This window comes from Oceanisphaera profunda (genome assembly GCF_002157895.1).
GTDB classification, from domain to species: Bacteria; Pseudomonadota; Gammaproteobacteria; order Enterobacterales; family Aeromonadaceae; genus Oceanimonas; species Oceanimonas profunda.
In genome coordinates this window covers 1,429,227-1,454,634 of record NZ_CP021377.1, presented here as the reverse complement: position 1 = coordinate 1,454,634, position 25,408 = coordinate 1,429,227, and the positions used below count along the sequence as shown (strand labels likewise).

Annotated in this window: 26 protein-coding genes; 15 read left to right on the top strand and 11 right to left on the bottom strand. The window is 50.5% G+C overall.

From position 1 onward, the window contains the following. Window positions 1-54 precede the first annotated feature (54 nt). The 6 genes from CBP31_RS06325 to CBP31_RS06300 form a co-directional block, all read right to left on the bottom strand. The gene (locus CBP31_RS06325) at window positions 55-273 is read right to left on the bottom strand and encodes a hypothetical protein (protein ID WP_087035558.1); all 219 of its coding nucleotides are present in this window, start codon (window positions 271-273) and stop codon (window positions 55-57) included. After that, window positions 270-1,433, bottom strand: a complete 1,164-nt coding sequence (locus CBP31_RS06320) for a hypothetical protein (RefSeq protein WP_151898794.1) — start codon at window positions 1,431-1,433, stop codon at window positions 270-272. The genes CBP31_RS06325 and CBP31_RS06320 overlap by 4 nt, the downstream gene beginning before the upstream one ends. A 39-nt stretch (window positions 1,434-1,472) precedes the next feature. Then, window positions 1,473-2,702 carry a hypothetical protein gene (locus CBP31_RS06315; protein ID WP_087035552.1) on the bottom strand — a complete coding sequence of 410 codons (1,230 nt, stop codon included), beginning with the start codon at window positions 2,700-2,702 and terminating at the stop codon, window positions 1,473-1,475. A gap of 259 nt (window positions 2,703-2,961) precedes the next feature. Next, a complete protein-coding gene (locus CBP31_RS06310) occupies window positions 2,962-3,240 on the bottom strand; it encodes a hypothetical protein (RefSeq protein WP_087035550.1) in 279 nt (92 codons plus the stop codon). A gap of 135 nt (window positions 3,241-3,375) precedes the next feature. Next, window positions 3,376-3,969 carry a hypothetical protein gene (locus CBP31_RS15535; protein ID WP_151898793.1) on the bottom strand — a complete coding sequence of 198 codons (594 nt, stop codon included), beginning with the start codon at window positions 3,967-3,969 and terminating at the stop codon, window positions 3,376-3,378. A gap of 412 nt (window positions 3,970-4,381) precedes the next feature. Beyond that, window positions 4,382-4,801, bottom strand: coding sequence for a hypothetical protein (locus CBP31_RS06300; RefSeq protein ID WP_151898792.1), 420 nt, complete (start codon window positions 4,799-4,801; stop codon window positions 4,382-4,384). 612 nt (window positions 4,802-5,413) lie between these two features. Between CBP31_RS06300 and tnpC the strand changes: the two genes are divergently transcribed. Beyond that, window positions 5,414-6,856, top strand: a complete 1,443-nt coding sequence (gene tnpC / locus CBP31_RS06295; RefSeq protein ID WP_087035544.1) for an IS66 family transposase — start codon at window positions 5,414-5,416, stop codon at window positions 6,854-6,856. Window positions 6,857-7,306: 450 nt separating this feature from the next. On the opposite strand, the gene CBP31_RS06290 is transcribed toward tnpC, so the two are convergent. Then, window positions 7,307-8,058 (bottom strand): IS5 family transposase gene (locus tag CBP31_RS06290; protein WP_265414968.1). Its coding sequence is split into 2 segments (ribosomal slippage): window positions 7,307-7,717 and window positions 7,720-8,058, totalling 750 coding nucleotides; the frame shifts between segments, so codons are not numbered across the junction. Window positions 8,059-8,250: 192 nt separating this feature from the next. On the opposite strand from CBP31_RS06290, the gene CBP31_RS06285 reads away from it, so the two are divergent. Next, window positions 8,251-8,814 (top strand): gamma-glutamylcyclotransferase, encoded by a 564-nt coding sequence (locus CBP31_RS06285; RefSeq protein WP_087035540.1) that lies wholly within the window; start codon window positions 8,251-8,253, stop codon window positions 8,812-8,814. A 9-nt stretch (window positions 8,815-8,823) separates the two neighbouring features. Next, complete coding sequence (locus CBP31_RS06280) at window positions 8,824-9,075, top strand: YkgJ family cysteine cluster protein (RefSeq protein ID WP_087035538.1); 252 nt, start codon at window positions 8,824-8,826, stop codon at window positions 9,073-9,075. 181 nt (window positions 9,076-9,256) lie between these two features. Here the strand turns inward: CBP31_RS06280 and CBP31_RS06275 are convergent, their stop codons facing one another. Both CBP31_RS06275 and gpmM read right to left on the bottom strand, forming a co-directional pair. Beyond that, entirely contained in the window at window positions 9,257-10,576 is a 1,320-nt protein-coding gene (locus CBP31_RS06275; RefSeq protein ID WP_087035536.1) for a murein hydrolase activator EnvC family protein, read from the bottom strand. Between the two features lie 8 nt (window positions 10,577-10,584). Further along, window positions 10,585-12,117: a 2,3-bisphosphoglycerate-independent phosphoglycerate mutase gene (gpmM, locus tag CBP31_RS06270; protein WP_087035534.1), complete on the bottom strand. Its 1,533-nt coding sequence runs from the start codon at window positions 12,115-12,117 to the stop codon at window positions 10,585-10,587. Between the two features lie 227 nt (window positions 12,118-12,344). Between gpmM and CBP31_RS06265 the strand changes: the two genes are divergently transcribed. The 3 genes from CBP31_RS06265 to gpsA are packed head-to-tail and all read left to right on the top strand — an operon-like array spanning window position 12,345 to window position 14,308. Then, window positions 12,345-12,773 carry a rhodanese-like domain-containing protein gene (locus CBP31_RS06265; RefSeq protein WP_087035532.1) on the top strand — a complete coding sequence of 143 codons (429 nt, stop codon included), beginning with the start codon at window positions 12,345-12,347 and terminating at the stop codon, window positions 12,771-12,773. Between the two features lie 30 nt (window positions 12,774-12,803). Further along, window positions 12,804-13,304: a protein-export chaperone SecB gene (secB, locus tag CBP31_RS06260; protein WP_087035530.1), complete on the top strand. Its 501-nt coding sequence runs from the start codon at window positions 12,804-12,806 to the stop codon at window positions 13,302-13,304. After that, a complete protein-coding gene (gene gpsA / locus CBP31_RS06255) occupies window positions 13,304-14,308 on the top strand; it encodes an NAD(P)H-dependent glycerol-3-phosphate dehydrogenase (RefSeq protein ID WP_087035528.1) in 1,005 nt (334 codons plus the stop codon). Before secB ends, gpsA begins: the two co-directional genes overlap by 1 nt. A gap of 120 nt (window positions 14,309-14,428) precedes the next feature. On the opposite strand, the gene nfuA is transcribed toward gpsA, so the two are convergent. Next, window positions 14,429-15,007, bottom strand: coding sequence for a Fe-S biogenesis protein NfuA (nfuA, locus tag CBP31_RS06250; RefSeq protein ID WP_087035526.1), 579 nt, complete (start codon window positions 15,005-15,007; stop codon window positions 14,429-14,431). Window positions 15,008-15,133: 126 nt separating this feature from the next. After that, window positions 15,134-15,877 carry a ComF family protein gene (locus tag CBP31_RS06245; RefSeq protein ID WP_151898791.1) on the bottom strand — a complete coding sequence of 248 codons (744 nt, stop codon included), beginning with the start codon at window positions 15,875-15,877 and terminating at the stop codon, window positions 15,134-15,136. A 39-nt stretch (window positions 15,878-15,916) separates the two neighbouring features. On the opposite strand from CBP31_RS06245, the gene bioH reads away from it, so the two are divergent. From bioH to CBP31_RS06200, 9 genes are all read left to right on the top strand, one after another. Then, window positions 15,917-16,723, top strand: a complete 807-nt coding sequence (gene bioH, locus CBP31_RS06240; protein WP_087035524.1) for a pimeloyl-ACP methyl ester esterase BioH — start codon at window positions 15,917-15,919, stop codon at window positions 16,721-16,723. A gap of 151 nt (window positions 16,724-16,874) precedes the next feature. Continuing rightward, window positions 16,875-17,195, top strand: coding sequence for a hypothetical protein (locus CBP31_RS06235; RefSeq protein WP_087035522.1), 321 nt, complete (start codon window positions 16,875-16,877; stop codon window positions 17,193-17,195). A 122-nt stretch (window positions 17,196-17,317) separates the two neighbouring features. Further along, entirely contained in the window at window positions 17,318-18,040 is a 723-nt protein-coding gene (locus tag CBP31_RS06230) for a ferredoxin--NADP reductase (protein WP_087035520.1), read from the top strand. A 531-nt stretch (window positions 18,041-18,571) separates the two neighbouring features. After that, entirely contained in the window at window positions 18,572-19,288 is a 717-nt protein-coding gene (locus tag CBP31_RS06225; RefSeq protein ID WP_087035518.1) for a YebC/PmpR family DNA-binding transcriptional regulator, read from the top strand. A 347-nt stretch (window positions 19,289-19,635) separates the two neighbouring features. Then, window positions 19,636-20,370, top strand: a complete 735-nt coding sequence (locus CBP31_RS06220; protein WP_087035516.1) for an aspartate/glutamate racemase family protein — start codon at window positions 19,636-19,638, stop codon at window positions 20,368-20,370. Between the two features lie 90 nt (window positions 20,371-20,460). Next, entirely contained in the window at window positions 20,461-21,852 is a 1,392-nt protein-coding gene (locus tag CBP31_RS06215) for an NCS1 family transporter (RefSeq protein WP_087035514.1), read from the top strand. 214 nt (window positions 21,853-22,066) lie between these two features. Then, complete coding sequence (locus CBP31_RS06210; protein WP_087035512.1) at window positions 22,067-23,509, top strand: NCS1 family nucleobase:cation symporter-1; 1,443 nt, start codon at window positions 22,067-22,069, stop codon at window positions 23,507-23,509. A 211-nt stretch (window positions 23,510-23,720) separates the two neighbouring features. Continuing rightward, on the top strand, window positions 23,721-24,416 hold the full coding sequence (locus tag CBP31_RS06205; RefSeq protein ID WP_087035511.1) for a GntR family transcriptional regulator: 696 nt from the start codon (window positions 23,721-23,723) through the stop codon (window positions 24,414-24,416). 260 nt (window positions 24,417-24,676) lie between these two features. Next, complete coding sequence (locus CBP31_RS06200; RefSeq protein ID WP_087035509.1) at window positions 24,677-25,159, top strand: nucleoside deaminase; 483 nt, start codon at window positions 24,677-24,679, stop codon at window positions 25,157-25,159. Window positions 25,160-25,408 lie beyond the last annotated feature (249 nt).

Genomic DNA, 25,408 nt, shown 5'->3' with positions numbered 1-25,408 from the left:
AATAAGCGGGTTATCCGACGGGCAGCCCGCTTTTTTGATCAGTACGTTTCTGGTTCATATGCGCCGTGACGGCTCTGTTGAGGCGTGATTGGTTGGCGTCTGCCAGGATGCAATCTCATCGGCAGTAAATAGAATGATGGCGAGCCGATGCAGCAGAATGCGCAGGCTGTGAGACGAGTAGCTGGACTTGTCATCATTCCGTCGCTGTTCTTCTTCCCGATGGCGCAGGTTAAGCCAGCCCGAGCCTTTACTAAACCGGGCTTGTTGTTTCATGGGGTAGCCCTGAATGGCAAGCGAGCCGTAGCACCATTGTTTGATAGTTTTTTATCGGTATAGCGCAACGAGAGCCGCCAACGGGGCCAGTCAAACAATTGGCAGGCAATGGCCATAAAGCGTTGAAAGGTGCTCGGGTCATCGAAGCGAATGCCAGAGCGTGAGCTGTTAAAGTGAGTCAGGGTATAGCGGATCAGCCAGCGTAATTCGTCACGCTCCTGAGGAGATTGATAGAGTTTTCTACAATCAGCCAGCGCTTTGGCCACATCTCGCTTCTCTGCCACGCCGACTGGCTCGGGTGGTAGCAACTGATGCCGTCGGCTGCGGGGAAACAGTCGGGGCAGCTGTTTGTCGGTGGTCAAGTCCCGCAGCGCCAGGGCGCTTTGATGCCACTCTTCTATCTGCTCGGTACTCAGCTGATAAAACCAGGCGATTTCCCGGTGATCATAGCCGGCCTGAATTTTGCTCAGTACCGCCAGCATGGGTTCGTATTGACGTTGTTTTACTGGTTGTAATGATGCGTCAATGCTTGCGGCGCGTGAGGCTCTGGGCGAGGGAGCGGGTCGAATATAGCGATTCAGTCGCTTGCGTAAAAAGCCAGCTGTGTTGGCCGGCGTAATTACTTGTTTTCCCCTGTGACGCAGACGGATACGGTGGGGTCGCAAACCCAGCAGCACCTGTGCCTGATTGCTGGTGAGTTCGCGGCGGTGTTGCTGTAAATACAACCCCAGCAGCAGATCGGTGAAATGCAGGTAAGTACTGAGGCTGATTTCGGGGCTGCTGTGGCCAGAAAAGGCCGCCAGTGCATGATACCTGTCTCGCAAGCGTCCGTGCCCTGTAACGAGGGTTCGGACCTCCTGGCGCTTGGGATCATCATAGGGAAGCAGTGCATCGACGCATGTCGGCAGGCGCAGTTGATCGGTGTGCAGCAACAGTTGCAGGCGTGAAAGCGCACTGTGTCGCAGATGGTAGAGGCGGAAGTAGAGACCTCCGCTCAGATCTTTCAATATGGTGTTCACCGCCAGCGAAAGTGGAGTGATATCCAGTTGCTCAAATTTGTTTTCAACTGTTTGGTGAAAGAACAGCTCATTGTCACTTTTGCTTTTAATGCGCTTCTCGCTCAGGTAATGGCGAATCACATCGGCTTCTTCAGCTGTCAATAAAGGAAACAGGGGACTTTGCGCAGTCCGGCTTCGGTTTTATTGCTGCCATGCCTGTTGTTCCTGATGAATAACCAGCCAGTCGGCCGCAATGGCATCAAAATAACGCTTTGCGGTCGAGACGGCATTGTCACGCTCTGCGAGGTGATTGATCAGCCAGTTAACCAGCGTTGCCTCGGGCAACAGCAGCCTTTCATTACTGATCACCTCTAGCTCTTCAATGACGGTGCGTTTGCTTTTTGGGCGGGCTCGGTCTTGCTGAAAAACTTCTCGTAATCGGGTCAGCAGATAAGGCTGTGAGCGTCGCCCAACCGGCTTGCCGACTGGACGGGGAGTGAGTTTCGGGAAGCGGGTAAAGCGATGAAAGTCGTGCTCATTACAAGTCAGCAGAGCCGGGCGTAACAACCGCTGCCAGTAGTCGTATTGCAGGCTGGCGCTGGGTTGTCTGCCGGTGGCTAGCTGAGTGAGCGAGCAGTTAATGCCAAGCTCTTGCTTTAGCAAGAACAGGCACTGCTCCGGAGAAGTCGGCGGCTGCCAGTCTCTGGGTGTGTGTTTTAGAAACTGCCTCAATAGTCCCAGGCTGATCGGATCAGGCGCATAGAGCGCTTCGCAATGAGGTAACCGCTCGTTGGTGTCTGGATCATCTACATATAAGTTGCTGGGCTGGCCTCGGCCAGGTGCTGGCTCCAGCACCAGCCAGCAAGTCTCATTATTGCCCCTCAGCGGACGAGGCTGGTGTAGTGCCTGAGCCAGTGCAGGCCAGAGTGCCAGTCGGCCGAGGCCGCCATAGAGCACCATCGACAGTAACAGCCGTGCAAACAATACATCAGGATCATCTGTCTCCTCCTGCAAACGCTCAAACCAGTGATGTTCGGCTTCAGCAATCAGGTGGGAGCTATGCTGCCAGCGCAAGGTACGGGAAGGCCGGCGGCGACGTAATGTGATGTAAGGATCCGGTACCTGTACCGACCAAATCCCTTGGCGATTACCGATTTCCAATTGTTTGCAGATAAAGCTGTAGGCGTACCGGTAGGCCCCTTCACTCTTCAGCTCCTGCTGTAACAGTGTATCGATTTGCGGCCAGGCCTTATCAAAGTCAGTATCGATAGGAGGGATTTGCATCATGCCTGGCAGATGCTTTCTGAAAATGGCCATGGCAGCACGCAGGGTCTGCGCATCCCGCTGCTGACGCTTGGCCTGACGATGTTCTCTTCCCTGCATGGTCATCAGTGCTGGCTGGGATGGAGGACGGATCAGCGGATTGTCCATCCGGGAAGCGCCTTAATCTGATGTTTTTTTATTATGGATTCAATCACTTCTGCCAACTCGCGACATTCCCCCATGCTCACAAAACTGTGTCGTCCCATAGCTTCTTCCCCCATTTCCTCGTGGCCCATCCAGAAGTCGATAAGCTCTGGATTAACTTGCTGTCTTGCCAATTCTGAGCGCAGGTGGTGACGAGCCCAGTTTTGGCCCAGGGAAGGCAAGGTGCTGGCAACGCGCTGTAAGGTCCGGAGCCTGAAAGCGGCTAATAAATACTTAGCTGGCGTAGGTGCTCCAGATAGAGCTCTACCTGCCTGGCGGCGGTAGCAGGGATCACCAGCGTCCTTGCTGACAGACCATGCCTTCTTTCTTTATCCGAGATCCACCAGGTGCGCTGATAGGGATTGAAATCACCCAGTTTGCCCATCGGGGCAGTTACGTCCCGGTGACCTGTCGAGAAAGTCAGCAGCGCCCAGACGTAATAGACATAGCGATTATGAAAGGCCCTGATGTCAGCTTCGGGTTCGATGGCTCCTGCCAGCATGCTGAATATATGTTGCAGTATCTCTGATGGCACATATAACCGGCTGCCCAGGTTATTGTCTTTTTGAGCTCGAATGGGGAGCCCAGGTCTTTGCTCAGCTATGGAAAAAAGGGCGTTGACGTACTGGGTGTGGTGCTAGAGCGCATCATCTTGCGACAGGTGACTGTATGACAACGCGGGACGGGATTTATGGGACTCTCCTCGAAGTAGGGCAATGATAGCCCTGTCCGTCCCCTGATTGAGTAACCAGTGTTCCAGATATCGCACTATCAGGCCTGGTGTCAGCCTGGTTTTGTATACCTCATTTATCGATTTCAACCACTCTCGCATTTCACCGGGAGTCGGTGGGCTCATGGATGGATAAAATCGTGCAACCCAGTCGTGCAGTTGGATGGGCAGGGGGCGAAAAAAGTGGTCCGATACTGCCGGCAGTATCGGGTTCAGCTCATTCGGTTGCTTGCTTGCCGGAACGTGATGAGTGAGCCGAAGGCAGGGATGATTTTCGACTATCCCCAGCAGTTGCTCCTGATTGGCTCGCTCATGAAGCCAGTTGGGATCTCGCCCTGTGACCAGAGCCAGCAGCATCCAGCCGGCCAGTACATCCCGCTCCTTAAGCTGTTTCAGACAATGCAGCACCAGATGTTGAATGTCCCACTCGCTGGCTTGAGTGTAACTGCAAGGCAGCGATTGCTGGCGGCTGGAGAGCTGCTCTGCCAGACGCTGACCCACAACCAGCGCTTTCTTGCGTTTTAGTGGATCCTTAACCCTTAGCGTGTTGCCAGGAGTAATTCGGGCTGGCTCATCGGCCTGCTGACTATCTGGCGTTTCCGGAGTGAGCTGAAGTAGCTGAACATCAAAACCTGATTCCTCTGCAGGCTCCAGGGGTACGGTGGTGATGACTTCTGGTCGCTCGAAGGTCAGGTTTACCCTGCGCTTGCGAACAATACCCTCGATCTGATGCGCTGCATTACGGATGACGACGGACAGATAGCCCCGCTCCTTATCCAGCTTACTAGTCCGGATATTTCAGCTTACGTACTTCCAGCTCTTCACCGAGGTCGATCAGAGAATCGGTGCTGGTCGCTCTTGGCAAAAACTGCAGTAACGGCGCATGTTTGGCGCTGGTGGCGATTTGCCGGATTTACCGTAAGGCCGAGTCAATCCCTGAATTTTGATGTCCCAGAATATGGACCTGACAGCAGCACAGCAGGATCACCCCAAGCCATTCTTCAAACTTTTCGGCATCGTCTACTTTGTGCAAGGGGGCGCATAGCGCCGCTGCATAGGGTGCTTCCGTCAGCAATTTCTGATTTTTTATCCAAACAAAAGTCTGCTGATAAGTGCTGGTATCAGGCATGGGCAATTGAGCCAGTGCCTGTAAGCGCTGTTCCATGTGTTCGGAAAATAGTGGTAGGTGCTGCTGAAACTGAGTCAGCATGGGAGAGCACACTTGTGCAAAGCGCAGAAAGACGATTTTCCGGTGAGCTGTTGGCGGTGACGGTGGGGCAATGATTTTACTGAGGTATTCCCGTCGGGCGGCAAATGGATTCAGATCAGTCATGTGGCGGACTCAACAGTTTGCTGAGCTCTGAAATCACATCGGATGTTGAGCTGGGGATGCTGGCTTTGGTTTTCTGTTCTCGACGCCGCCGCTGCTTGCGCTGCGTCATCAGCGTATTATGGGCCCTGCCTGTCCATGATGCGAGCATACGGTCCGTAAGCTTGTCAGCTCCCAAAAACTCCTGATGTAATAGCACTGGCATATGAGCAGCCAGTGTATCTCTGATCTATGACAGGCGATCCGGATCTACTGACTGTATCAAAGAAGATATCACCGATCTCCAGGCTGCTTTTTCTATCTCTGAGGTAGTTATGTGATGCTCAAGGTAGGAGATCAGTTGAGTGCCGATTGGAGGCTTATTCGATGGCCAAATTAGCACTGGCCACAGCGGTGCAAAAAGCTGAAACGTGCGCGGTGATTTCTTCTTGTCCGAAGAATCATCATCATCTTCTTCCTGCATTACTCCATGGAGAGTTTCCCTGCTGAGGTAACTATTCAGCTTAGAAATCGAAGTTGAGAAAATTATCCCTTTTCTCAACTATTTTTTCAGGATCATTTGACCGATCCTGTCAGTCTGTCATGCTAGTCCTAAGCCAGCTAACTCCGTGCATAATGAACTTAAAAGACATCAATATCCAAGACGTTGTTGAGCAAACACGAAAGCAACTGATGGCAGACAAAACGATTACGCCTTCTCTCAAAATGTCGATTGAGCTCATTTTGATGATCGTCACGTTGTTGGCTCAAAAATTTGGCCTTAATAGTAAAAACAGCAGCATTCCTCCTTCTCAAGACACGAATCGCAAGAAATCCCCCACTCCCGGCTCTGAATTGAAGCCCGGTGGTCAGCCTGGCCGCATCGGAAAAACCCTGTTACAAACCGACTCCCCTGATGAAATCAATATCATATATGTGGAGCGAGATTCCTTGCCGAAAGGCCGGTACCACGAAGTTGGCTTTCAAAAGCGCCAAGTGGTTGATATCGATATCAGTAAAGTCGTCACCGAGTATCAAGCTCAGATCCTTGAAGACGAGCACGGTATCCGTTTCATGGGACAGTTTCCTCACGGTGTAACTCGCCCTGTGCAATATGGCGCCGGTCTGAAAGCCCATGCTGTGTACTTATCTCAATATCAGCTACTCCCTTACAACCGCATTGAAGAGTACTTTAACGATCAACTCGGTATCCCCCTCAGTGCGGGCAGCTTATTTAACTTCAATGAGCAAGCCGCAACATTAGTGCGTTCATCAGGTGCGCAAGATGCCATCCAGCACGCCTTAGCGCAGTCGCCGTTACTGCACGTCGATGAAACGGGCATCAATGTGGATGGCGTACGCCATTGGCTTCATGGTGCATCGACCACTCAGTGGACGTATTTTTACCCGCATAAAAACAGAGGGAAGCTCGCCATGGATGAGGCGGGTGTTTTACCTTATTTTACCGGTGTGTTGTGTCATGACCATTGGAAACCGTATTACCAATACACGCAATGTGAGCATGCCTTGTGCAATGCGCATCATCTGCGCGAACTTGAGCGTGCTTGGGAGCAGGACGGCATGGAATGGGCCAAAGCGCTGCAAACCTTATTAAAAACGATAAATAAACAGCAAATTGATGAGGGCGCGTTAGACGGGCTCAGCCAGCAGCAGTATATAAAAGAGTATCAGGGCATCTTAGCGAGGGGCGATACCCATTGTCCGCCACCAGATGAAAGCACTCGAAAAAAGGGCCAACGAGGGCGGCTAAAACGCACCAAATCACGGGCATTATTAGAGCGATTACGGGACTATCAAGATGATGTCTTGCGCTTTATGGTGTCTGACGTAATGGTGCCGTTTACCAATAATCAGGGTGAGAATGACATCCGGATGACCAAAGTTCAGCAAAAGATATCCGGCTGTTTTAGAAGTATGCAAGGTGCTGAGATGTTCTGTTTAATCAGGAGCTATCTCTCGACGTGTCGAAAACAGTCCGTGTCAGCGAGCTCAGCCTTGACGTTATTATTCAACGATCAGCTTCCGAGCATTTTTTACGCCAAGTCGGAAGCTGAATAGTTACCCGCTGAGTTCTGATATCAAAGACTCAGGCAAAACGGATGCATTAACCCAGCGGGGGTAAATGCTGCACCATTCATATGCTGCAAGGGCGGCAGGATGCAGTTCCATACGGTCTGATGCACGTACTTTTACTATCGCCGGCACGGTATTTCCTTGTCACTTGGCCATGATTTATACTGTGCGCGTCAGACTCATATAGATCAAATTTTGCATCTGAATTTGTAAGGTTTTTGTGACCGTGACCACGTAGTTGATCTCGATTGACGTAAAATCCGCGGAACTAGCTGGCCACGTCAAATCTTTTTAGAACAAAGGCTTACGCTTAATATAGAATGATGGCGGAGTGGACATACTGGATGAAGTCGGCGCTACGCTTCTCCTACCTTCAAACGCTGCACGTTTGCCACCCCGCCATTAATCTTAAAAATCCCTAGGGTGCGTTCTCAATTATGCCAGCCAGATAACGGCTGACACGAGGCTCAACATTGACTGGTAATTTTTTGCCAGTCGTTCGTACCTAGTTGCTATACGACGAAATTGCTTCAACTTTTGGAAGAAACGCTCAACCAAGTTGCGATCTTTATAAACATGACGATCCAACGGCCTTGGCTCCAATCGATTTCTTCTTGAGGGTATCACCGCTTCTGCTCCAACACTTTGAATACTTTCAACAAACGCATCTGAATCATAACCCTTGTCAGCCAAGACCTGGCTAGGCGTAAAACCATCCAATAATGCCTCTGCTTGATCATATTCTGAGGCCAGCCCTAGGGTTAACAGTAAGCGCACGGGGTTGCCTAAAGCGTCAACGGCAGCATGGATTTTAGTCGTTAGTCCACCTCTAGACTTCCCCATGGCTTCTGCATCTTGCTCTTTTTTTTAGCCGCCCCATGTTGATGGACACGAACGATACTACCGTCGCTCATGAGTTGCTCAAAATCAGCTTCCTTGGATAACTCCTCCATTATCGTGAGCCAGACGCCTTTGTGAGACCAACGACTATATCGGACGTAAACGCGGTGCCAATGCCCATAAAAATCAGGTAAATCCCGCCAAGGTGCGCCAGTTCGAGCAATCCAAAGTACCGCTTCAACAAATTTGCGATTATCGAGTGCTGTCACGCCTCTATCGCTAGCTTTACCCGGGAGCAGTTCTTCGATGCGCTCCCATTGATCATCTCGTAGCAAGTAATGCATCATAAGTCGTTACCTCACAAGTAGTTACTTCAAATACTATAAAGGTAGCTAATGCAGCCGAAGCGTCAAATGAGAACGCGGCCTAAACACCTTGTTGATAATATCGAGCTAGGTACATTGATAAGATAACGACTGTGCTGGTTTTCTCTCCTCACCATTCACGCCTTACCCCTCACGGTATATGTAAAGGTATTCATGACATTCGATACTCGTGGCCATAATGGCCGGATGACACACTTTGATCAGCATGACTCTTTTTGGCTGTTTGGTTATGGCTCATTGATCTGGAAAGCGGACTTTGCTTATTTGGAGCGAAAGCCCGCTTGGATTTTTGATTGGAGCCGGCGTTTTTGGCAAGGCTCCCATGATCATAGAGGCACGCCGAGCGCCCCCGGTCGCGTGGTAACGCTGGTGTCGGAGAGGGGGGCACGTTGTGATGGTATGGCTTATCGCATTACGCCGGCGGTATTAGCACAGCTTGATGTGCGCGAGAAAAACGGCTACTTACGAGAATTAGTGCCGATTCATTTTACAGCCACAAGTGCGGTAGAAGGGCTTATTTACTTAGCCACACCAGACAATGCCGCCTTTTTGGGTGAAGCGCCGTTAGTGCAGATGGCTGAGCAAATCGCCAAGGCTCATGGGCCTAGCGGCGATAACAGTGAGTATTTGCTTAACCTTGAACGTGCATTGCACGAGCTGGGTGTAAGCGACCAGCATGTGTCGGCGTTGGCCTCGCTGATTAACCCTGCAAAATAGAGATCATGAATGGAATGTCGTAGCAATTGCGGTGCTTGTTGCATCGCACCCAGCATCAGTGGGCCTTTACCGGGTATGCCCGAGGGCAAACCCGCCGGCGAGCCCTGTCTGCATTTAATGGCGGATATGCGCTGTGCCATCTTTGGCCAGCCAGAACGGCCAGCGGTGTGCGCCAGTTTTAAAGCCATGAATGATGTCTGTGGCAGTTCTAAAACAGAAGCGATGTGGTTGATTAGCGAGCTGGAAATAGCAACGGGCTAGTAGCGCCGAGCACCCAGCTCTTTGCCGTCATACTGGGCTCGCCCCAGTATCTCGTTCTTATGTACTAAGGCCTAAAACGAGATCCTGATGTGCATCAGAAGGACGGCCAAAAGCAAACATCCATGCCGAGGCATGGATGTAAGTATTAGGTTTGTTTTTTAGCTCGGCGCTCGGCGCTGAATCACGACTTCAACCAGGGTAGCGGATTGATGGCGGTGCCTTGGTAGCGAATTTCAAAGTACAGACCAGACTGCTCTTGGCCGCCACTTTCGCCACTCAGGGCAATGGGTTGGCCGGCGGCCACTTTGTCGCCAGGGTTGCGCAGTAGAGATTGGTTATGACCATACAAGCTCAGGTAGCCTTTACCGTGGTCAATCACCATCACCATGCCAAACCCGCTGAGCCAATCGGCATACACCACCTGACCACTAGCGATAGACGTTACTTCACGGCCAATAGGCGCGCCAATTAAGACGCCTTTCCAAGCTAATTGACTGGTACGCGCGCCGCCAAAGCGGTGCACCAGCTGGCCTTTGAGGGGCCAAGGCAGCGTGCCTTTTCTTAAACCGGCAAAGTTACCGCTGGTTTTAGCCACCACCGGCTTTCTGCCGGAAGACGGCCGAGGAGCCACTTCGCTGGGGCGACTGGGCTCGCGGCCTGCGGCTCGGTCACGCTCTGCACGGGCGGCCAGCTCACGGGCTTCGCGCTCAGCGCGGGCTTTGGCTTCTCGTGCAGCTTTAGCTCGAGCTTCACGCTCGGCCTTTTCTCGGGCCGCTTGCTCACGAGCAGCCTTGGCGATGGCGGCTTTAATTTGCTGTTCGAGATTATTGGCAGACTGCTGCAAGCTCGCCAGTCGCTGGTTACTTTTGTCGAGGGTGCTATTGAGCTGCTTGGCGGTTGCACTGCGTTTGCTTTGCTGTTCTTTAAGTTTTTCTTGCTCGCTTTGCTGTTGCGCTAACAGCTCATTAAGCTGATGGCGACTTTGCTCTGCTTGGCGGCGGTTTTCTGTTAGTTGCTTGGCGGTGAGGGCCAGTTGCTGCAGGGCCTCGGCACGCACTTGGTTTAAGTGGGCGTAATAATGCAGTAAACGGTCGATTTCGGTGCTGTCTTGGCCATTGAGCAGCAGCTTCAGATAGTCATGACGACCATTCTGGTAAGAGGCGCGCAATTGCTCAGCCAATAGCTGCTTTTGCTGCTCCGCTTGTTTATTCAGCCGCGCATGCTCTGCATCTAATTGCGCTAATGCGCTCTCATTGCTTTTGAGCTGTTGCTGAGTTTCATTCAGCTGACGGGCTTGATTAGAAATGGCTTTTTCATCATTGGCCAACTGTTGCTGCAGTTGTTTGAGCTGCTTTTTATGCTGCTGTACGTCCTGCTGCTGGCTGCTGATCTGGCTTTTAACGTTTTTCAGCTCTTTGCTGTCGTTTGCCCATGCGAAAGTACCGGCCATCAGACCGGTACTTAACAATACTAAGGTGGCGAACCGTCGCTTTTTGCCCATAGACTCGATTATTTCAGAACCATCAAAGGCTTACCAGTCATTTGCTCAGGGATCTCCATACCAAGTAAATGCAGCATGGTGGGCGCTAAATCAGACAAGCGCCCTTTGGCGACCGGCGTGGCATCGCGGCCCACGTAAATCAGCGGCACCGGTAAGTTGGTGTGCGCAGTTTGCACTTGGCCGGTGATGGGATTCACCATTTGCTCCGCATTACCGTGATCCGCAGTAATTAAGGCCTCGCCACCCACTTCTTTCAGTGCGGTTACCACGCGGCCCACCGCTATATCTATGGCTTCACAGGCTTTAACTGCCGCTTCAAATACGCCGGTATGACCCACCATGTCGCCGTTTGGATAATTACAAATTATCACATCAAACTCTTGGCTTTTAATGGCCTCCACCAGTTTATCGGTGACTAACGCCGAGTTCATTTCTGGCTGCAAGTCATAGGTGGCCACGGCCGGGCTTGGGATCATCACTCTTTGCTCGCCTTTAAAGCAGGCTTCACGGCCGCCATTAAAGAAGAAGGTCACGTGAGCATATTTTTCTGTTTCAGAAATACGCAGCTGCGTTTTATCGTGATCGGCTAACCATTCACCCAAAGTGTTTGGCAGCGCTTCTGGCGGATAAGCACACGCAGTTTTAATGTCAGCGGCATATTCGGTCAGCATCACAAAGTTGCTAAGAGCCGGGCGTACTTGGCGCTCAAAGTGACTAAAGTCATCTTCAACGAAGGCGCGGGTTAGCTCGCGAGCGCGGTCGGCTCGGTAGTTCATAAAGATTACCGCATCGCCATCTTGAATGGCTACCGGCTCACCAATAGTGGTGGCGGTAATAAATTCATCGTTCTCGCCGCGTTCATAAGCGTCTTGCAAACCATCTAAGCCATTATCGGCATTAAACTGCGCTTTGCCTTGGGTGAGCAAGTCATAGGCGACTTGCACACGCTCCCAGCGATTATCCCGATCCATGGCAAAATAGCGGCCAATAATAGTGGCCAAACGACCCTTGCCCAGCTCAGAGAATAACGCCGTAAAACGCTCTAAGGGGGCGTGTGCGGAGCGCGGCGCCACGTCGCGGCCATCAAGAAAGGCATGCAGATAAATTTGTTCAGCACCGCGATCGGCGGCCATTTTTATCATGGTGGCAATTTGGTCTTCGTGGCTATGTACGCCACCGTCAGACAGCAAACCCATAATATGCACGGCTTTGCCCTGTGCCACGGCTCCGTCTACCGCATTGGTGAGCGCAGGATTACGAAAGAATTCACCGCTGCTAATAGCGTGACCAATGCGGGTAAAGTCTTGATACACAATGCGCCCAGCACCAATATTCACGTGGCCAACTTCCGAGTTGCCCATTTGCCCATCAGGCAGGCCTACGTCGTAACCCGAGGTAGAAATCAGCATAGAAGGGTAGTCTTGCAGCAAACCATCGAGCACTGGCGTGTGAGCGGCGTGAATAGCGTTATTCTCGGTTCTTTCACTATAGCCCCAGCCATCCATAATGATGAGTACCAGAGGCTTTTTGGTTGAGTTCATAGTGTAAACCCTATGTTGTTATTGATTCGAGATGCCGTTACAGAAAAGCAGTGGGCGCATGTTACTACAATTGCGGTTTTAGACTCTAGCCAAATAGCGGCATAGATGGCCAAAGTTTAGCACGAGCTCACAATGACAATAGTTATCATAAGCGGGCTGCTGTTATTTGCCGATACCCCATGTATACTCGGTTTTTTCCGTATTTTGACTCTACAAGAAGTAATCGCATGCAAGAGTATCTGGATTTTTTCGCAAACAACACCCTACTGGTCGTGGCTTGGTTTGGTTTAGTGGCAGCGATTGTCGTGATGACAGTAATGGCTAAGCTGAGCAAAGTACAAATCATACCGGCCCAACAAGCCGTACTGCTGATCAATAAGCAAGATGCTGTGGTCGTAGACGTACGCGCCGCCGAAGAGTTTCGCAAAGGCCATATTACGGGCGCCATTAACGTGCCGGCCAGCCAGCTTAAAGCGAATGACTTGAGCCTAATTCAAAAATATCAGCAAAAGCCGCTTATTTTGGTCTGTGAAACCGGCATGACCACCTCCAGCATTGGCCGTATCTTAACCAAAGCGGAATTCACGCAGGTTCACACCTTGCGTGGCGGCATGGCGGACTGGCGCACCCAAAATCTGCCGGTTGCTAAACGCTAATCTTTTCACGTCTTATATAAGGATATCTTCATGACTGAAGCAGTAAATGGCGCCGCGACTGAAGCGCAAACCCAGAATCAAGTTGAATTTCAAATCCAACGCATTTATTTGAAAGACGTGTCTTTTGAAGCCCCGGCTACGCCACTGGTATTCCAAAAAGAATGGAAGCCAGAAGTTAAATTGGATTTAGACACCAAAAGCTCGCGTTTAGCGGACAACATCTTCGAAGTTATCTTAACGCTGACCGTCACCTGTGAGCTGGGCGAAAACGAAACCGCTTATCTGTGCGAAATCCAGCAGGCCGGTATTTTCACCATTGGTAATATGGAAGAGCAGCAGCTGGCTCATTGTTTAGGTGCTTTCTGCCCGAATATTCTGTTCCCGTATGCCCGTGAAACTGTGGGTAGCTTAGTGGGCCGTGGTTCTTTCCCGCAGCTTAACTTGGCACCGGTTAACTTTGATGCCTTGTTTGCCGCTCACGTACAGCGTGCTCAAGAGCAACAGCAGCAACCACAGCAGGCGGATGCCTAATGCATAAAGATGCCGCCATCTCAGTATTGGGTGCCGGCTCTTACGGTACCGCTTTGGCCATTGCCCTTGCGCGCAATGGCCATAAAACCTTGTTGTGGAGCCACAGAGCCGAGCAAGTAGCGACCCTTGCCGCCGATCGCTGCAACAAGGTGTTTTTGCCGGACGCTATTTTTCCTGACAGCTTAATCCCCACCGCCGATTTACAACTGGCGGTGCAGGCCAGTCGTGACTTGCTTATCGTGGTGCCCAGCCATGTGTTTGCTGATGTATTAAAGCAAATACAGCCATTTTTACGGCCCGACAGCCGCGTGGCGTGGGCCACCAAAGGTTTGGATCCCAACACCGGTGATCTACTGCAAGTGGTGGCGCGGGATATTCTCGGCGAGCAGGTACCGTTGGCGGTGTTATCTGGGCCCACCTTTGCCAAAGAATTAGCCATGGGCTTACCCACGGCGATTTCTTTGGCGGCCACCGACGACGACTTTGCTAGAGAGCTCGGCGATTTATTGCACTGTGGCCGCTCGTTTCGCGTTTATTTAAACGATGACATGATAGGGCTGCAGCTCGGTGGCGCGGTGAAAAACGTGATTGCCATTGGCGCAGGCTTGGCCGACGGCTTAGGCTTTGGCGCTAATGCGCGCACGGCACTCATCACCCGTGGTTTGGCTGAGTTGCAGCGCTTAGGCGTGGCTTTGGGCGCGGAGCAAGACACCTTTATGGGCATGGCCGGTTTGGGTGACTTGGTACTAACCTGTACCGATAATCAGTCACGCAATCGCCGTTTTGGTTTGGCATTAGGCCAAGGCAAAGACGTGCAAACCGCCATGGCCGACATCGGCCAAGTGGTGGAAGGCTATCGCAATGCGGCGGAAGTTCAGCAGTTAGCCCAGCGCCACGGCATTGAAATGCCCATCTGCGAGCAAGTCTATCAAGTGCTGTATCAAGGTAAAAATGCCAAAGAAGCGGCCATTTCCTTGCTTAGCCGAGATAGAAAAGCGGAATGACAAAAGCAGCGCCTAGCGCCCAGCACCGAGCTAAAAATACCGACGCATAAAAAAGGGAACCGTTTAGGTTCCCTTTTTGCTTGCTAGGCGCTTGGTGCTCGGCGCTGGGCGCTGCTTTAATTAATAGTAAGAGTGCTCGCCACGCTCGTGGTCGGTAGCATCGCGCACGCCAGTAATTTCGCCGGCAAACTGCTCAAGCAGCTGCTTTTCAATACCGTCTTTCAGCGTCACATCAATCATAGAACAACCGTTACAACCGCCGCCAAACTGCAAAATGGCTAAGCCTTCGGGGGTAATTTCGGTTAATACTACTTGGCCGCCATGGCTGGCTAAACCTGGGTTGATTTGCGACTGCAACAAGTACTCAACGCGGTCCGCTAACGGCGCATCATTCGGCACTTGCGCCATTTTAGCGTTCGGCGCTTTTAGCGTTAGTTGCGAGCCCATTTGATCGCTAACGAAGTCAATTTCGGCATCTTGTAAAAAAGATACGCTTTGTTTATCGACCACTGCCTCAAAACCGGTATAGGGCAGATGCAAATCATCGTGCTCAACCGCGTCCGGTGGGCAATAAGAAACGCCACATTCGGCGTTAGGGGTGCCCGGATTAACCACAAACACTCGAATGTTGGTGCCTTCTGGCTGCTGAGATAGCAACTTGCAGAAATGTTCCTGGGCGGTTTCGGAAATCGTAATCATCGCTAACCTCGTAAACCTGACTAAATGACTCAAGTTTTATCATACTCTTGTTGCGCACGCTTGAATAGTGACAGCAGGCTGACAGTTAAGCGCTCCTCATCCCAATTAATGCGCCCTGCGTCACAGCTAATGGTCCAGCGTGCGGCAAAGTGCCCACACTTCTACCACCTCTACGCCTTGCTGATGTAACAGCTGGGTGAGCTCTTTCATGGTGCTGCCAGTGGTGATCACATCATCCAGCAGTGCTACATGCCGATAAGGTAATGAGCGAGCCGTAAAAGCCTGATGCAGGTTTTTTTGTCGCTGAATGCGGGTGAGCTGAGTTTGGGTGGCGGTGTGCCGCCGTCGTTTTAGGCTGTGATTATCAATCAGAATAGGCAACACATTCTGCACGCCCAGCGCAATCTCAAAGGCCTGATTATAGCCACGGCGCAGTTGCCGCCACCAATGCAAAGGCACCGGTAATATCACTTCGGGGTAGGGCGGGCTTACCTGCTGCGCTAATAGTTGACCTAACAAGCGGCCGTTTAGCGTTTGATGATGATATTTTAAACCGTGGATCAAACCACTAAAGGGCGGCTCAAAATCCGCTAATACGCGCATGCGCTGCCAGGGCTGAGGATAGCGCTGACAGCGGCCGCAGTGGGCATCGTCCAGCGTGAGCGGAAAGGCACATTGGGTACAAGGATGACTAAGCTGTGGCAGTTCATCGCGGCACTGCTGACAAATCAGCGCCTGCTGCTGGCAATCGTGGCGGCACAGCAAACATTGACCCCACCACAGTGCGCCCAGTTGTAGTTGAGAGTGTGAATAAGAGCGTAGGCGAGAGGGTAAGTAAGAGTATAAGCGCGTGACCTGCCGTTTTATCATAAGCCCTCACAACTTATCGTCAGCCATAGGAGTGGTGTAATGAGTGTATACCTAGAAAGTCGTGGCCAAGGGCCGGACCTGGTGCTGCTGCATGGCTGGGGCATGAATGGCGCCGTGTGGCAGCCGTTAGTCGAGCGGCTGGAAGCGGACTTTTGTCTGCATTTAGTTGACTTGCCCGGCTTTGGCCACAGTCAGCCCTTGGCCAATGGAGCCTCCCTTAACGATTGGTCACAGGCGGTATTGAATGTAGTGCCACAACAGGCCGCTTGGTTAGGTTGGTCACTGGGCGGTTTAATTGCCACCCAAGCGGCGTTACAAGCGCCGAGCAGAGTGACAAAATTACTGACCTTGGCCAGCTCGCCGTGCTTTGTGGCCAAAGATGATTGGCCGGGCATTAAGCCTGAGGTGCTAACCGCCTTTGCCGAACAGTTAAGTGCCGATCATGAAATGGTGATAAAGCGCTTTTTAGCACTGCAAGCCATGGGCAGCGAGCACGCCAAAACCGATGTGCGCCAATTACGTGACAGCCTTAATACTAAACCCAGCCCAGATCCTACCGCCTTAGCAGCAGGCTTGCGCTTATTAGCCGAAGTAGATTTGCGCGGCCAACTTGCCGAGCTTAGTGTGCCCTATTTGCGTTTATATGGCCGGCTTGATGGTCTGGTGCCCCACAAAGCCATTCCGTTAGTTGGGGCGCTATTGGCGGCAACCAATCGCCAGCAATATATAGAGCCTAAAGCATCGCACGCGGCCTTTATCTCGCACCCTGATAATACCGCCACACAAATCTCTGCTTTTATAGCCGCCCGTCTCTTTGGCAAAGAGGACTTCGGCGGGCCAGCGTAGCTGGATAGGTTTAAATAATCCTGCGAGGTGGAAGTAACAACAATCGCGCAGAGCGACAAAGGCTAAGCTAATACTTAGCTCAGCAAGTTATGTAAATAAACTAGGTACACAAGCTAGGTACCACATACGTACAACAAAGAGAGGGCAGGCCATGGCAATACCGATTATTTTACCTACGCTAGCCCCCAATGCCGCCGCGCCCAGCACAGAAGCGGCGGCGGCCGATAAGGCACGTCGGCCGAGTATTGCGCAAATTACGGCGGTGCAGCCTTATGTGGCCATTCGGCCTCGCCACCAAGACCGAGAGCGGGCACGTCGCCAAGCCGCCTTTGAGGCATGGCTGGGCATGCGCGAAGGTGAAGTATGCTGGGTAGGTGCTAACTCAGGCATGAGTCGGCGTATCAATGTGATCCGCCAGCGTTATCAGAGCGACGACGAAGAAGCCACATTGGCGCTGAATGTGGAAGTATAAAGGCTCTGCTTAGGCCTAAACTAAGAATTAACACCAAGCGCTCAGCACGCAGTTAGGAGCGCGAGGCAGAGACTGAAGTAGAAAGTGCAGCAGAAAGTAAGTTGATAACGGAGGCGAACATCATGGCTAAGTATCAATTACAGCTAGTGCGTAAACAAACTGTGGCCGAGGGCACCTTGGCCTTTTATTTTAAAAAGCCCGCCGGCTTTAGTTTTAAAGCCGGCCAGTGCGCGCAATTTACCTTAATCGACCCGCCGAAAACCGATGACGAAGGCAACAGCCGCTACTTTTCTTATGCCTCTACACCCGATGAACCCGAGCTAATGATCGCCACCCGCATTCGAGATAGCGCCTTTAAACAAGTATTGAGTCAGCTTGAACCGGGTAGCGAGCTAGTAATGAAAGGCCCCTATGGCGACTTTGTGCTGCCCGAGCAACGTAAACGGTCGGTAGTATTTATTACCGGCGGCATAGGCGTAACACCGGTACGCAGCATGCTGTTGCACGCCATCCATCATCAGCAAGCCTCCAACCCGCAGCCAATCACGGTATTTTATGCCAATCGCCGACCCCAAGACGCCGCCTTTTTGGATGAGTTGACTAAAGCCTGCATTAATAGCGCGAACATCACCTTAATCGCGACCATGAGTCAGCCAGACTCTGCTTGGTCTGGCGAGCAAGGCTATGTTGATCACGCCATGCTAAAGCGTCATCTCACCGACCTTAACGCGCCTATGTATTATCTGGATGGCCCGCCAGCGTTGGTGGCGGCCATGAAAGATATGCTCAGCAAAGCTGGCGTGGATGAAGAGCAAGTACGCAGCGAAGAATTTGCGGGATATTAACAGCAGCGCCGAGCTAGCCCAAGACGGTGTTTATCTTGATGCCGTCTTCCTGATGCACATCAGGATCTCGCTCTAAATTTTAGTAACTAACCCCTATCTGCCACGGAAGACACGGACAAGTGAAGGAAAAATAGTGATCAGATCTGAAAGAGATAAGGCCAAGATAAAAGCATTATGGGTAAGGGCCAAGCTGAACAAGGGCGGGGTTTACAGCGGCACCAATATCTGAATGCTGCAGCAAAGCTGTTGCTTTGCGGTAGTCGCGTGCTTTAGCCGCGAAATGGTGCGCAGCGCCATCCTATGCACAAGTTCATCCCAGAGCGGTATGTATCTTGATGCCGTCATCCTGACGTAAGTCAGGATCTCGTTTTAATTTTTAAGGCATAAGGGCGAGATACTGGATCAAGTCCAGTATGACGGCAAAAGAGCACAGAACTTAGCTGTACGCTTAAGCTTTACGATAGATTTGGCGCGCTGCTGGGTGTAAAATTTGCCCACTTTTGACGAACAGACCACTAACGAGAGCACCTCATGGGCAGAGCCTACGAAAACCGCAAAGATTCCATCTCCAAAACCGCGAATGCTAAGAGCAAAATCTACAGCAAATACGGCCGCGAAATTTACGTGGTCGCTAAATCTGGCGGTGCCGATCCTGATGGTAACCTCAGCTTACGTGGTTTGATTGATCGGGCTAAAAAAGATCAAGTACCGGCTCATGTTATTGAAAAAGCGCTACAAAAAGCCACCAGCGGCGCCGGTGAAGACTTTTCACCCGCCCGTTACGAAGGCTTTGGCCCCGGCAACTGCTTAGTGATAGTGGACTGCTTAACCGATAACCCTAACCGTACTATCGGTGACGTACGGGTGTGTTTTAACAAAGTGAAAGCCAAAATCGGAACCTCGGGCACCGTAGGCCACATGTTCGACCATTGCGCTATTTTGGCCTTTGCCGGTGACGATGAAGACGCCATTCTTGAAGTGTTAATGACCGCCGATGTGGACGTAACTGATGTGGAATCCGAAGAGGGCATGATCACCGTATTCGCCCCACAAACCGAATACTCCAAAACCAAACAAGCACTGTTGGAAGCTTACCCAGATTTAGATTTTGAAGTAGACAGCATTCAGTACCTTGCACAAAACACCATTGAGCTGGCCGGTGAAGATGTAGCTCTCATGGAGCGCTTTCTCGATCTGCTGAACGACGTAGACGACGTACAAAACGTCTATCACAACGCAGAGTTCTAACGTTATAGACTGAAAGGCCGCCGACCTAGGCGTGCCAACGCTCTCACAAGACCCTCCGCTCGGAGGGTTTTTTTATGACAGATGTCACACTTTCGTTAACAAAGCAAAAGCGGTTGGTTCATGATTGGTCTGTGATTGTCAAACCCACACCAATGAATTTTTATTTGTTTTATTAACTTTATCAATAGCTTGTGTTGATGTGGTTAATCTTTTCTCTCGTGTTTATCAAAAATCCATCTCCCAAGTCAGCTTCGCTAAGGTAACTTTCAGATAGTTTATTGTTAACGATTAAGCTACATTTAAATCGTTAACAATAACCGCGCTCTTTCGTAAACAAGGACAGCCCGATGCGAATCAAGATTATTAACCCGAATACCACTCAGTCGTTTACCGATGCCCTGCAGAAATTGGCGGATACTGTGTCTCGCCCAGATACCGAGATTTTCGCGGTAAACCCAGCCAGTGGCCCAGCGTCTATCGAAAGCTTTTACGATGAAGCCCTGTCGGTGCCCGGCGTGCTGGAAGAAATTATCAAAGGTGATCGCGAAGAGAATATCGACGCCTATGTGCTAGCTTGTTTCGGAGACCCTGGGCTGTATGCCGCTCGGGAGCTAACCGATAAACCGGTGCTGGGTATTGCCGAAGCGGCTTTTCACATGGCGGTGATGAGCGGTGCCTATTTCACTATAGTGACCACGGCGCCTAGAGTGCGTTTCATGACCGAGCACTTGGTCAATCGCTATGGCTTTAGCGAGCAGTGCAAAAATATCCGTACCACACCGATGAAGGTATTGGATTTAGCTACCTCACCAGAAACTGCGATCGCAAAAGTGATTGCCGAATGCCTGTTAGCGATTAAAGAAGACCACGCCGAAGCCATAGTGCTGGGTTGTGCGGGTATGTCTCAGTATCGGGAGTATATCGAACAGCAAATTGGCATACCGGTGATCGATGGCACAGTAGCAGCGGTCAAGCTGTGCGAGGCCATGGTGGATATGAAGCTGGGTACCAGCAAGGTATTAACCTTCAGCTGGCCACGACCAGAAATGGCTCCCCAAGGGCGCCAACTCAACATCGCCTGAGGCGATAACATGAGCACTGCACGGCTCATAGTGGCCGGCAGATGACGGGGAACTTAGCGCCCCGAGTAACGGAATACCGAGGATTTAACTATGGCTACTCAGAATATAAGCAATAGTGCCGCCATTCCCATGCAAAGCGGTAACGCAAAATCAGCCAATGTGGCTGGCAGTCATGAGAAGAAGGCAGGCGAGGAGTCACTTGCTCCCCAGAAAAATAGAATTATGGGTAGAGTGTCTTATTTTCTAGCTTGGTTTGGTGGTTGTGTATCAATTGGCACCTTTACTATGGGGTCGAGTATTGTTGGTACGCTCAACTTGCTACAAGCTTGCATCGCGATCACGATCGGTTGTTTTAGTATTGGTATCGCTCTGGCGTTGAACGGGGCTGCAGGCTACAAGTACGGCATTCCTTTTATGGTACAAGCGAGGAGTTCATTTGGCTTTGTTGGTACCCGTTTTCCAGGAATGGTGCGAGCAGTACCGGCTATCGTATGGTATGGCTTTCAAAGTTGGATAGGTGCTGGGGCATTGAACGCAGCTTCAGCCGCCTTATTTGGTTTCGATAATCTAGTACTGTTTTTCGTGGTATTCCAGTTCCTGCAGATTGGCCTGTCTATCCTCGGTTTTCAGGGTATTAAATGGCTAGAAAATATAGGCAGTGGCTTTATTTTAGTGGCGCTAGTTTATATGTTTTACAGCGTAGTAAATAAATTTGGTGATGAGATAACGACTAACTTGGTAAATGTTGAAGGCTCTTGGGGTTTACCATTTTGGGGGGCTACTATGCTGTTCTTGGGTGTTTATAGCACCATGATGTTGAATGTCAGCGATTACTCTCGTGAGCTAAAAGAAGGTACTAAGCCGGGTTGGTTAACGGTGATTTACTCCATGGCTATTCTGCCTTGTACTATTTTTATGGGATTAATTGGATTGATGGTGTCCGGCGCTACGGGTATATCTGATCCCATTCAGGTTTTCTCTAGTGCAGTTGATAACACGCCATTGCTCGTTATCACTCTGTTATTTATTGCCTTCGCCCAAGTCACCACCAACGTCCTTAATAACGTTATTCCACCGACCTATATCTTAATGGATGTGTTTAAACTGAAGTTTCGCACCTCGACCATTTTGGTTGGTTTATTAGCTTTTTGTACCTTCCCTTGGAAATTAGTACAGGAAGACTCGGCAGCAGGTTTACAGCTTTTCGTGCAAACGTACTCTGCATTCTTAGGCCCCATCTTTGCCGTTATGGTGGTGGATTACTTTATTCTACGTCGCCGTAAACTGGACTTAGATAAGCTTTATGACGAAAACGGTCCCTATAAAGGTATCAACTATGGCGCTGTGATTGCGGTAGTGGTTGGGGCTTGCGTAGCATTAACGTTCGTCTCTGTATCTTTGTACGCCAGTCTATTACCCGCCGGTATTATTTATTATCTGCTGATGCAGTATTGGAAGCCCTGCCAACGCTTCCGTTATTAATCCAGGAGGGGTCCGGTCAACGGACCCCCTTTTTTTCAGCATCTGTTTACCTTTCGAGATTATTTCTGCAGCAATTGGCAGGGATTTTATACTAAAACGCAGTTGGTGCTGGGAGTCGCTCCGCATACAGGCGCGACAACGCAGTCACAACGCGTTTCTCCCGAGCGCAATTTAACCGTGAAAGGTTAGCAGACCCTAAATAAGGAATAACGATATGGATGATCGCCTACTCGAAGTAAAAAGCCGAGATCCTTCTTTATATAACAAAGATTTAGCTCCCATTAAGCATAAAGACCGCAGTTGGGGCTGGTTTGAAATTTTTAACGTTTGGTCCAATGATATTCAGAGTTTGTTCGGCTACAGCTTGGCCGCATCGCTATTTTTGACCTACGGCCTGAATGGCTGGGCGGTGATGGCCGCCATTATTTTGGCCGGTTTTATTGTAATGATACTGGTGAACCTGACCGGTAAGCCCAGCGTGAAATACGGTATTCCCTTTCCCGTGCTCATTCGTTCCAGCATGGGAGTTAGGGGGGCGAACTTTCCGGCGCTGCTGCGCGCCATCGTAGGTATTTTCTGGTACGGCGTACAAACCTATTTTGCCTCGACGGCCGTTACCTTGTTGCTGACCGCCTTGTGGGGGCCGAGTGAGGGCGCCGGTTTCCTCGGCATGTCGGCAACGGCTTGGTTGTCGTTTGTTATTGTATGGTTGTTTCAGATTTTGCTGTTCTGGCAGGGCATCGACAAGATAAAGATATTTCTCAACCTGGCAGGTCCTCTGGTCTATCTGGTGATGGTGGTGTTGATGGTCATTGTCTGGGTAAAGGCCGGTGATCAGTTGCTACCCGCAGTCAGTACTATTTTCAGCAGTGCGGGTACCACGGAAGGGAGCGATCTGGCGGCGTTCAGTGCCATTGTCGGTACTATGGTGGCTTACTTTGCAGCCGTGGTGATCAACTTCGGGGACTTTACTCGCTTCGTGCGTAGCGAACGAGAAATGAAAATAGGCAACCTGCTGGGCCTGCCACTTAACGTCGCATTCTTCTCTTTTATCGCCTTGATGATTACTGCCGGTACCCTAGTCTTATTCGGGGAGGCGTTGACTAATCCGGCTGATATTATCGAGCGGGTAGACTCACTGCCACTGACCATAGTTGCGGCGCTGACCTTCTTTGCTGCCACCGTGGGCATCAACCTAGTGGCCAACTTTATACCGCCTGCCTATGATCTGGCCAACCTATTTCCGAGAGTAATCAGTTTCAGAATCGGGGGCTTGATCACGGCCATTATTGCCTTTTTTGTAGGTGCTTTTTGGGTCTCATTTATCAGTCAGATTGGCATTCCCGGCTTTGTTAACGCATTAGGGGCTATTGTGGCGCCTTTCTACGGCATCATAGTGGTGGATTACTATTTGGTAAAACGTCAGCAGCTGGATATGGAGCAGCTATTTTCGTCTGCTCCAACAGGGGCCTACTATTATCGGGGCGGTTGGAATGTCAAGGCACTGCTGGCCTTTGCCATGGCGGCAACGTTCTCTATTTCGACCGTATTACTCCCCAGCCTAGCCGACCTTAACGGTTATGGATGGTTAATTGGTGCAGCCCTGGGCGGCATTTTTTACAGTATTTTGGTCAAGATTACCGGAGCACGAGTTTAAGAAAATGTGCCCTAAACACTGACTGAGCATTAAAGAAAGGGCTGCGGCCCTTTATCTTTAACGAAAGATACTATTATTGTTCACAATCTTACCTTGTGATAATCTAAGTTTGTTGTTTTTTTGACAAATGTGTAATGCTGGTCGTGTATTCTGTCAGCGAGCGTGACAGGGTTGTTGGCCAAAAATTTGCTATTTATATCAAGGTAGCGCCATGAATAATAAAAACACAGAGCTGGATAAAGTTTATCAACGTATTTGGGAAGCAATAGTGGCCCACAAACTGCTGCCTGGTACTCGCTTGAAGGAAGATGAGTTAAGTGAGGCGTTCGGTTTGAGCCGTGGGTTTGTGCGTAAGCTATTGTTGCAATTGTCTTATCATAAATTAGTGAATCTGGTTCCCAATAGTGGAGCCTTTGTAGCCGAACCATCACCGGAAGAGGCTCGTGATATTTTTCAAGCACGTCGTTTAATTGAAGCCGAGCTGGTGCGTGAGTTGGCAAGCAAGTGTACGGCACGCGAGAAAAAACTGCTGCAGGAACACCTTGAGCAGGAACACCAGGCGATGGAGCGGGGCGATCAAAGTTTACGTATTCGTTTATCGGGTGAATTTCATCTATTGATTGGCAAGCTGGCAAATAAGCCGGTGCTGACCTCTTTTCTGCATGAAATTATTCCGCGTTCATCACTCATAGTGGCGCTCTATCAAGGCGCGGGTAAAGGCAATAGTGGTCATGGCGGTTTGTCATGCAGTGAACATCATGCATTGTTAGAAGCGATTGCTAATCATGAAGTAGAGCAGGCGGGAGCGCTAATGATTAGCCATCTCAACGAAATTGAAGCTCAATTACAGCTAGAGCCTATTGAAGATAAAGGCGTTATGCTTAAGCATATTTTTGCTGATGCCTGAGATAAATTTAATCATTGAGGTTGACTGCACCACATGAAAATCGCGAGCTAAATCATGCGTATTTTTCAAATGTTATAGTTGATAAACAGACCCTCCGTTAGGAGGGTTTTTTATTGCGCTCTGTCATATAAGGCGGTTTAACTCGGTTGACTATAAAGTTCAGTTGCTTATCATCTTAACAATTTGATTTTAATGAACTTATAACAATTATAACTGCGGCGTTCATCGCCGGAGTCTGTATTTTATGGAGTGAAGTAAATATGTCAGACTTAGATTTTATTAAAACTACCATAGAGCTGGCGCGCGATAACGTAGTGCGTGGCGGCCAGCCGTTTGGTGCGCTGTTAGTGCGAGATGGCGTGGTGTTGGCGGATGGCGTCAACGAAAGCTATATCGATCACGATGCCACTGCTCACGCAGAAATTCAGGCCATTCGTAACGCGGGCAAGCAGCATAAAACCACCTCTTTTGCCGGCAGCACTATGTATGCCAGCGGCAAGCCTTGCGCCATGTGCATGGCGGCGATGATCCAAGCGGGCGTGTCTAAGTTGGTGTATTGCGCCGATGACGATGTAGGTGAGGGCTACGGCTGGTCGACCGAATATTTATATGAGCGTATGCAGCGTGACTTCGGTAGCCAAGGTATAGAAACCACGCATCTGCCGCTGGACGAGAAAACTCAGGTATTTGAGCAATACCAAGCCAAAGTTGGCCAAGGCAGTAATGAGCAAATGAAAGATTAAATGATAGCGCCGAGCGCCCGGCGCCCAGCACCAAGCTAAACAAAGAGCTGTGTTTATTTTTATGCCGTCATCCGGTTGAAAATCAGGATCTCGATTTAGGTCTTAGTAACTAAAACCCATTTGCAACGGAAGAACACAGAAGAACACAGAAAAATAGAGATCAGATCTGAAAGTGAAAGGCAGCGCCGAGCGCCCGGCGCCCAGCACCAAGCTAAACAAAGAGCAGTGTTTATTTTTATGCCGTCATCC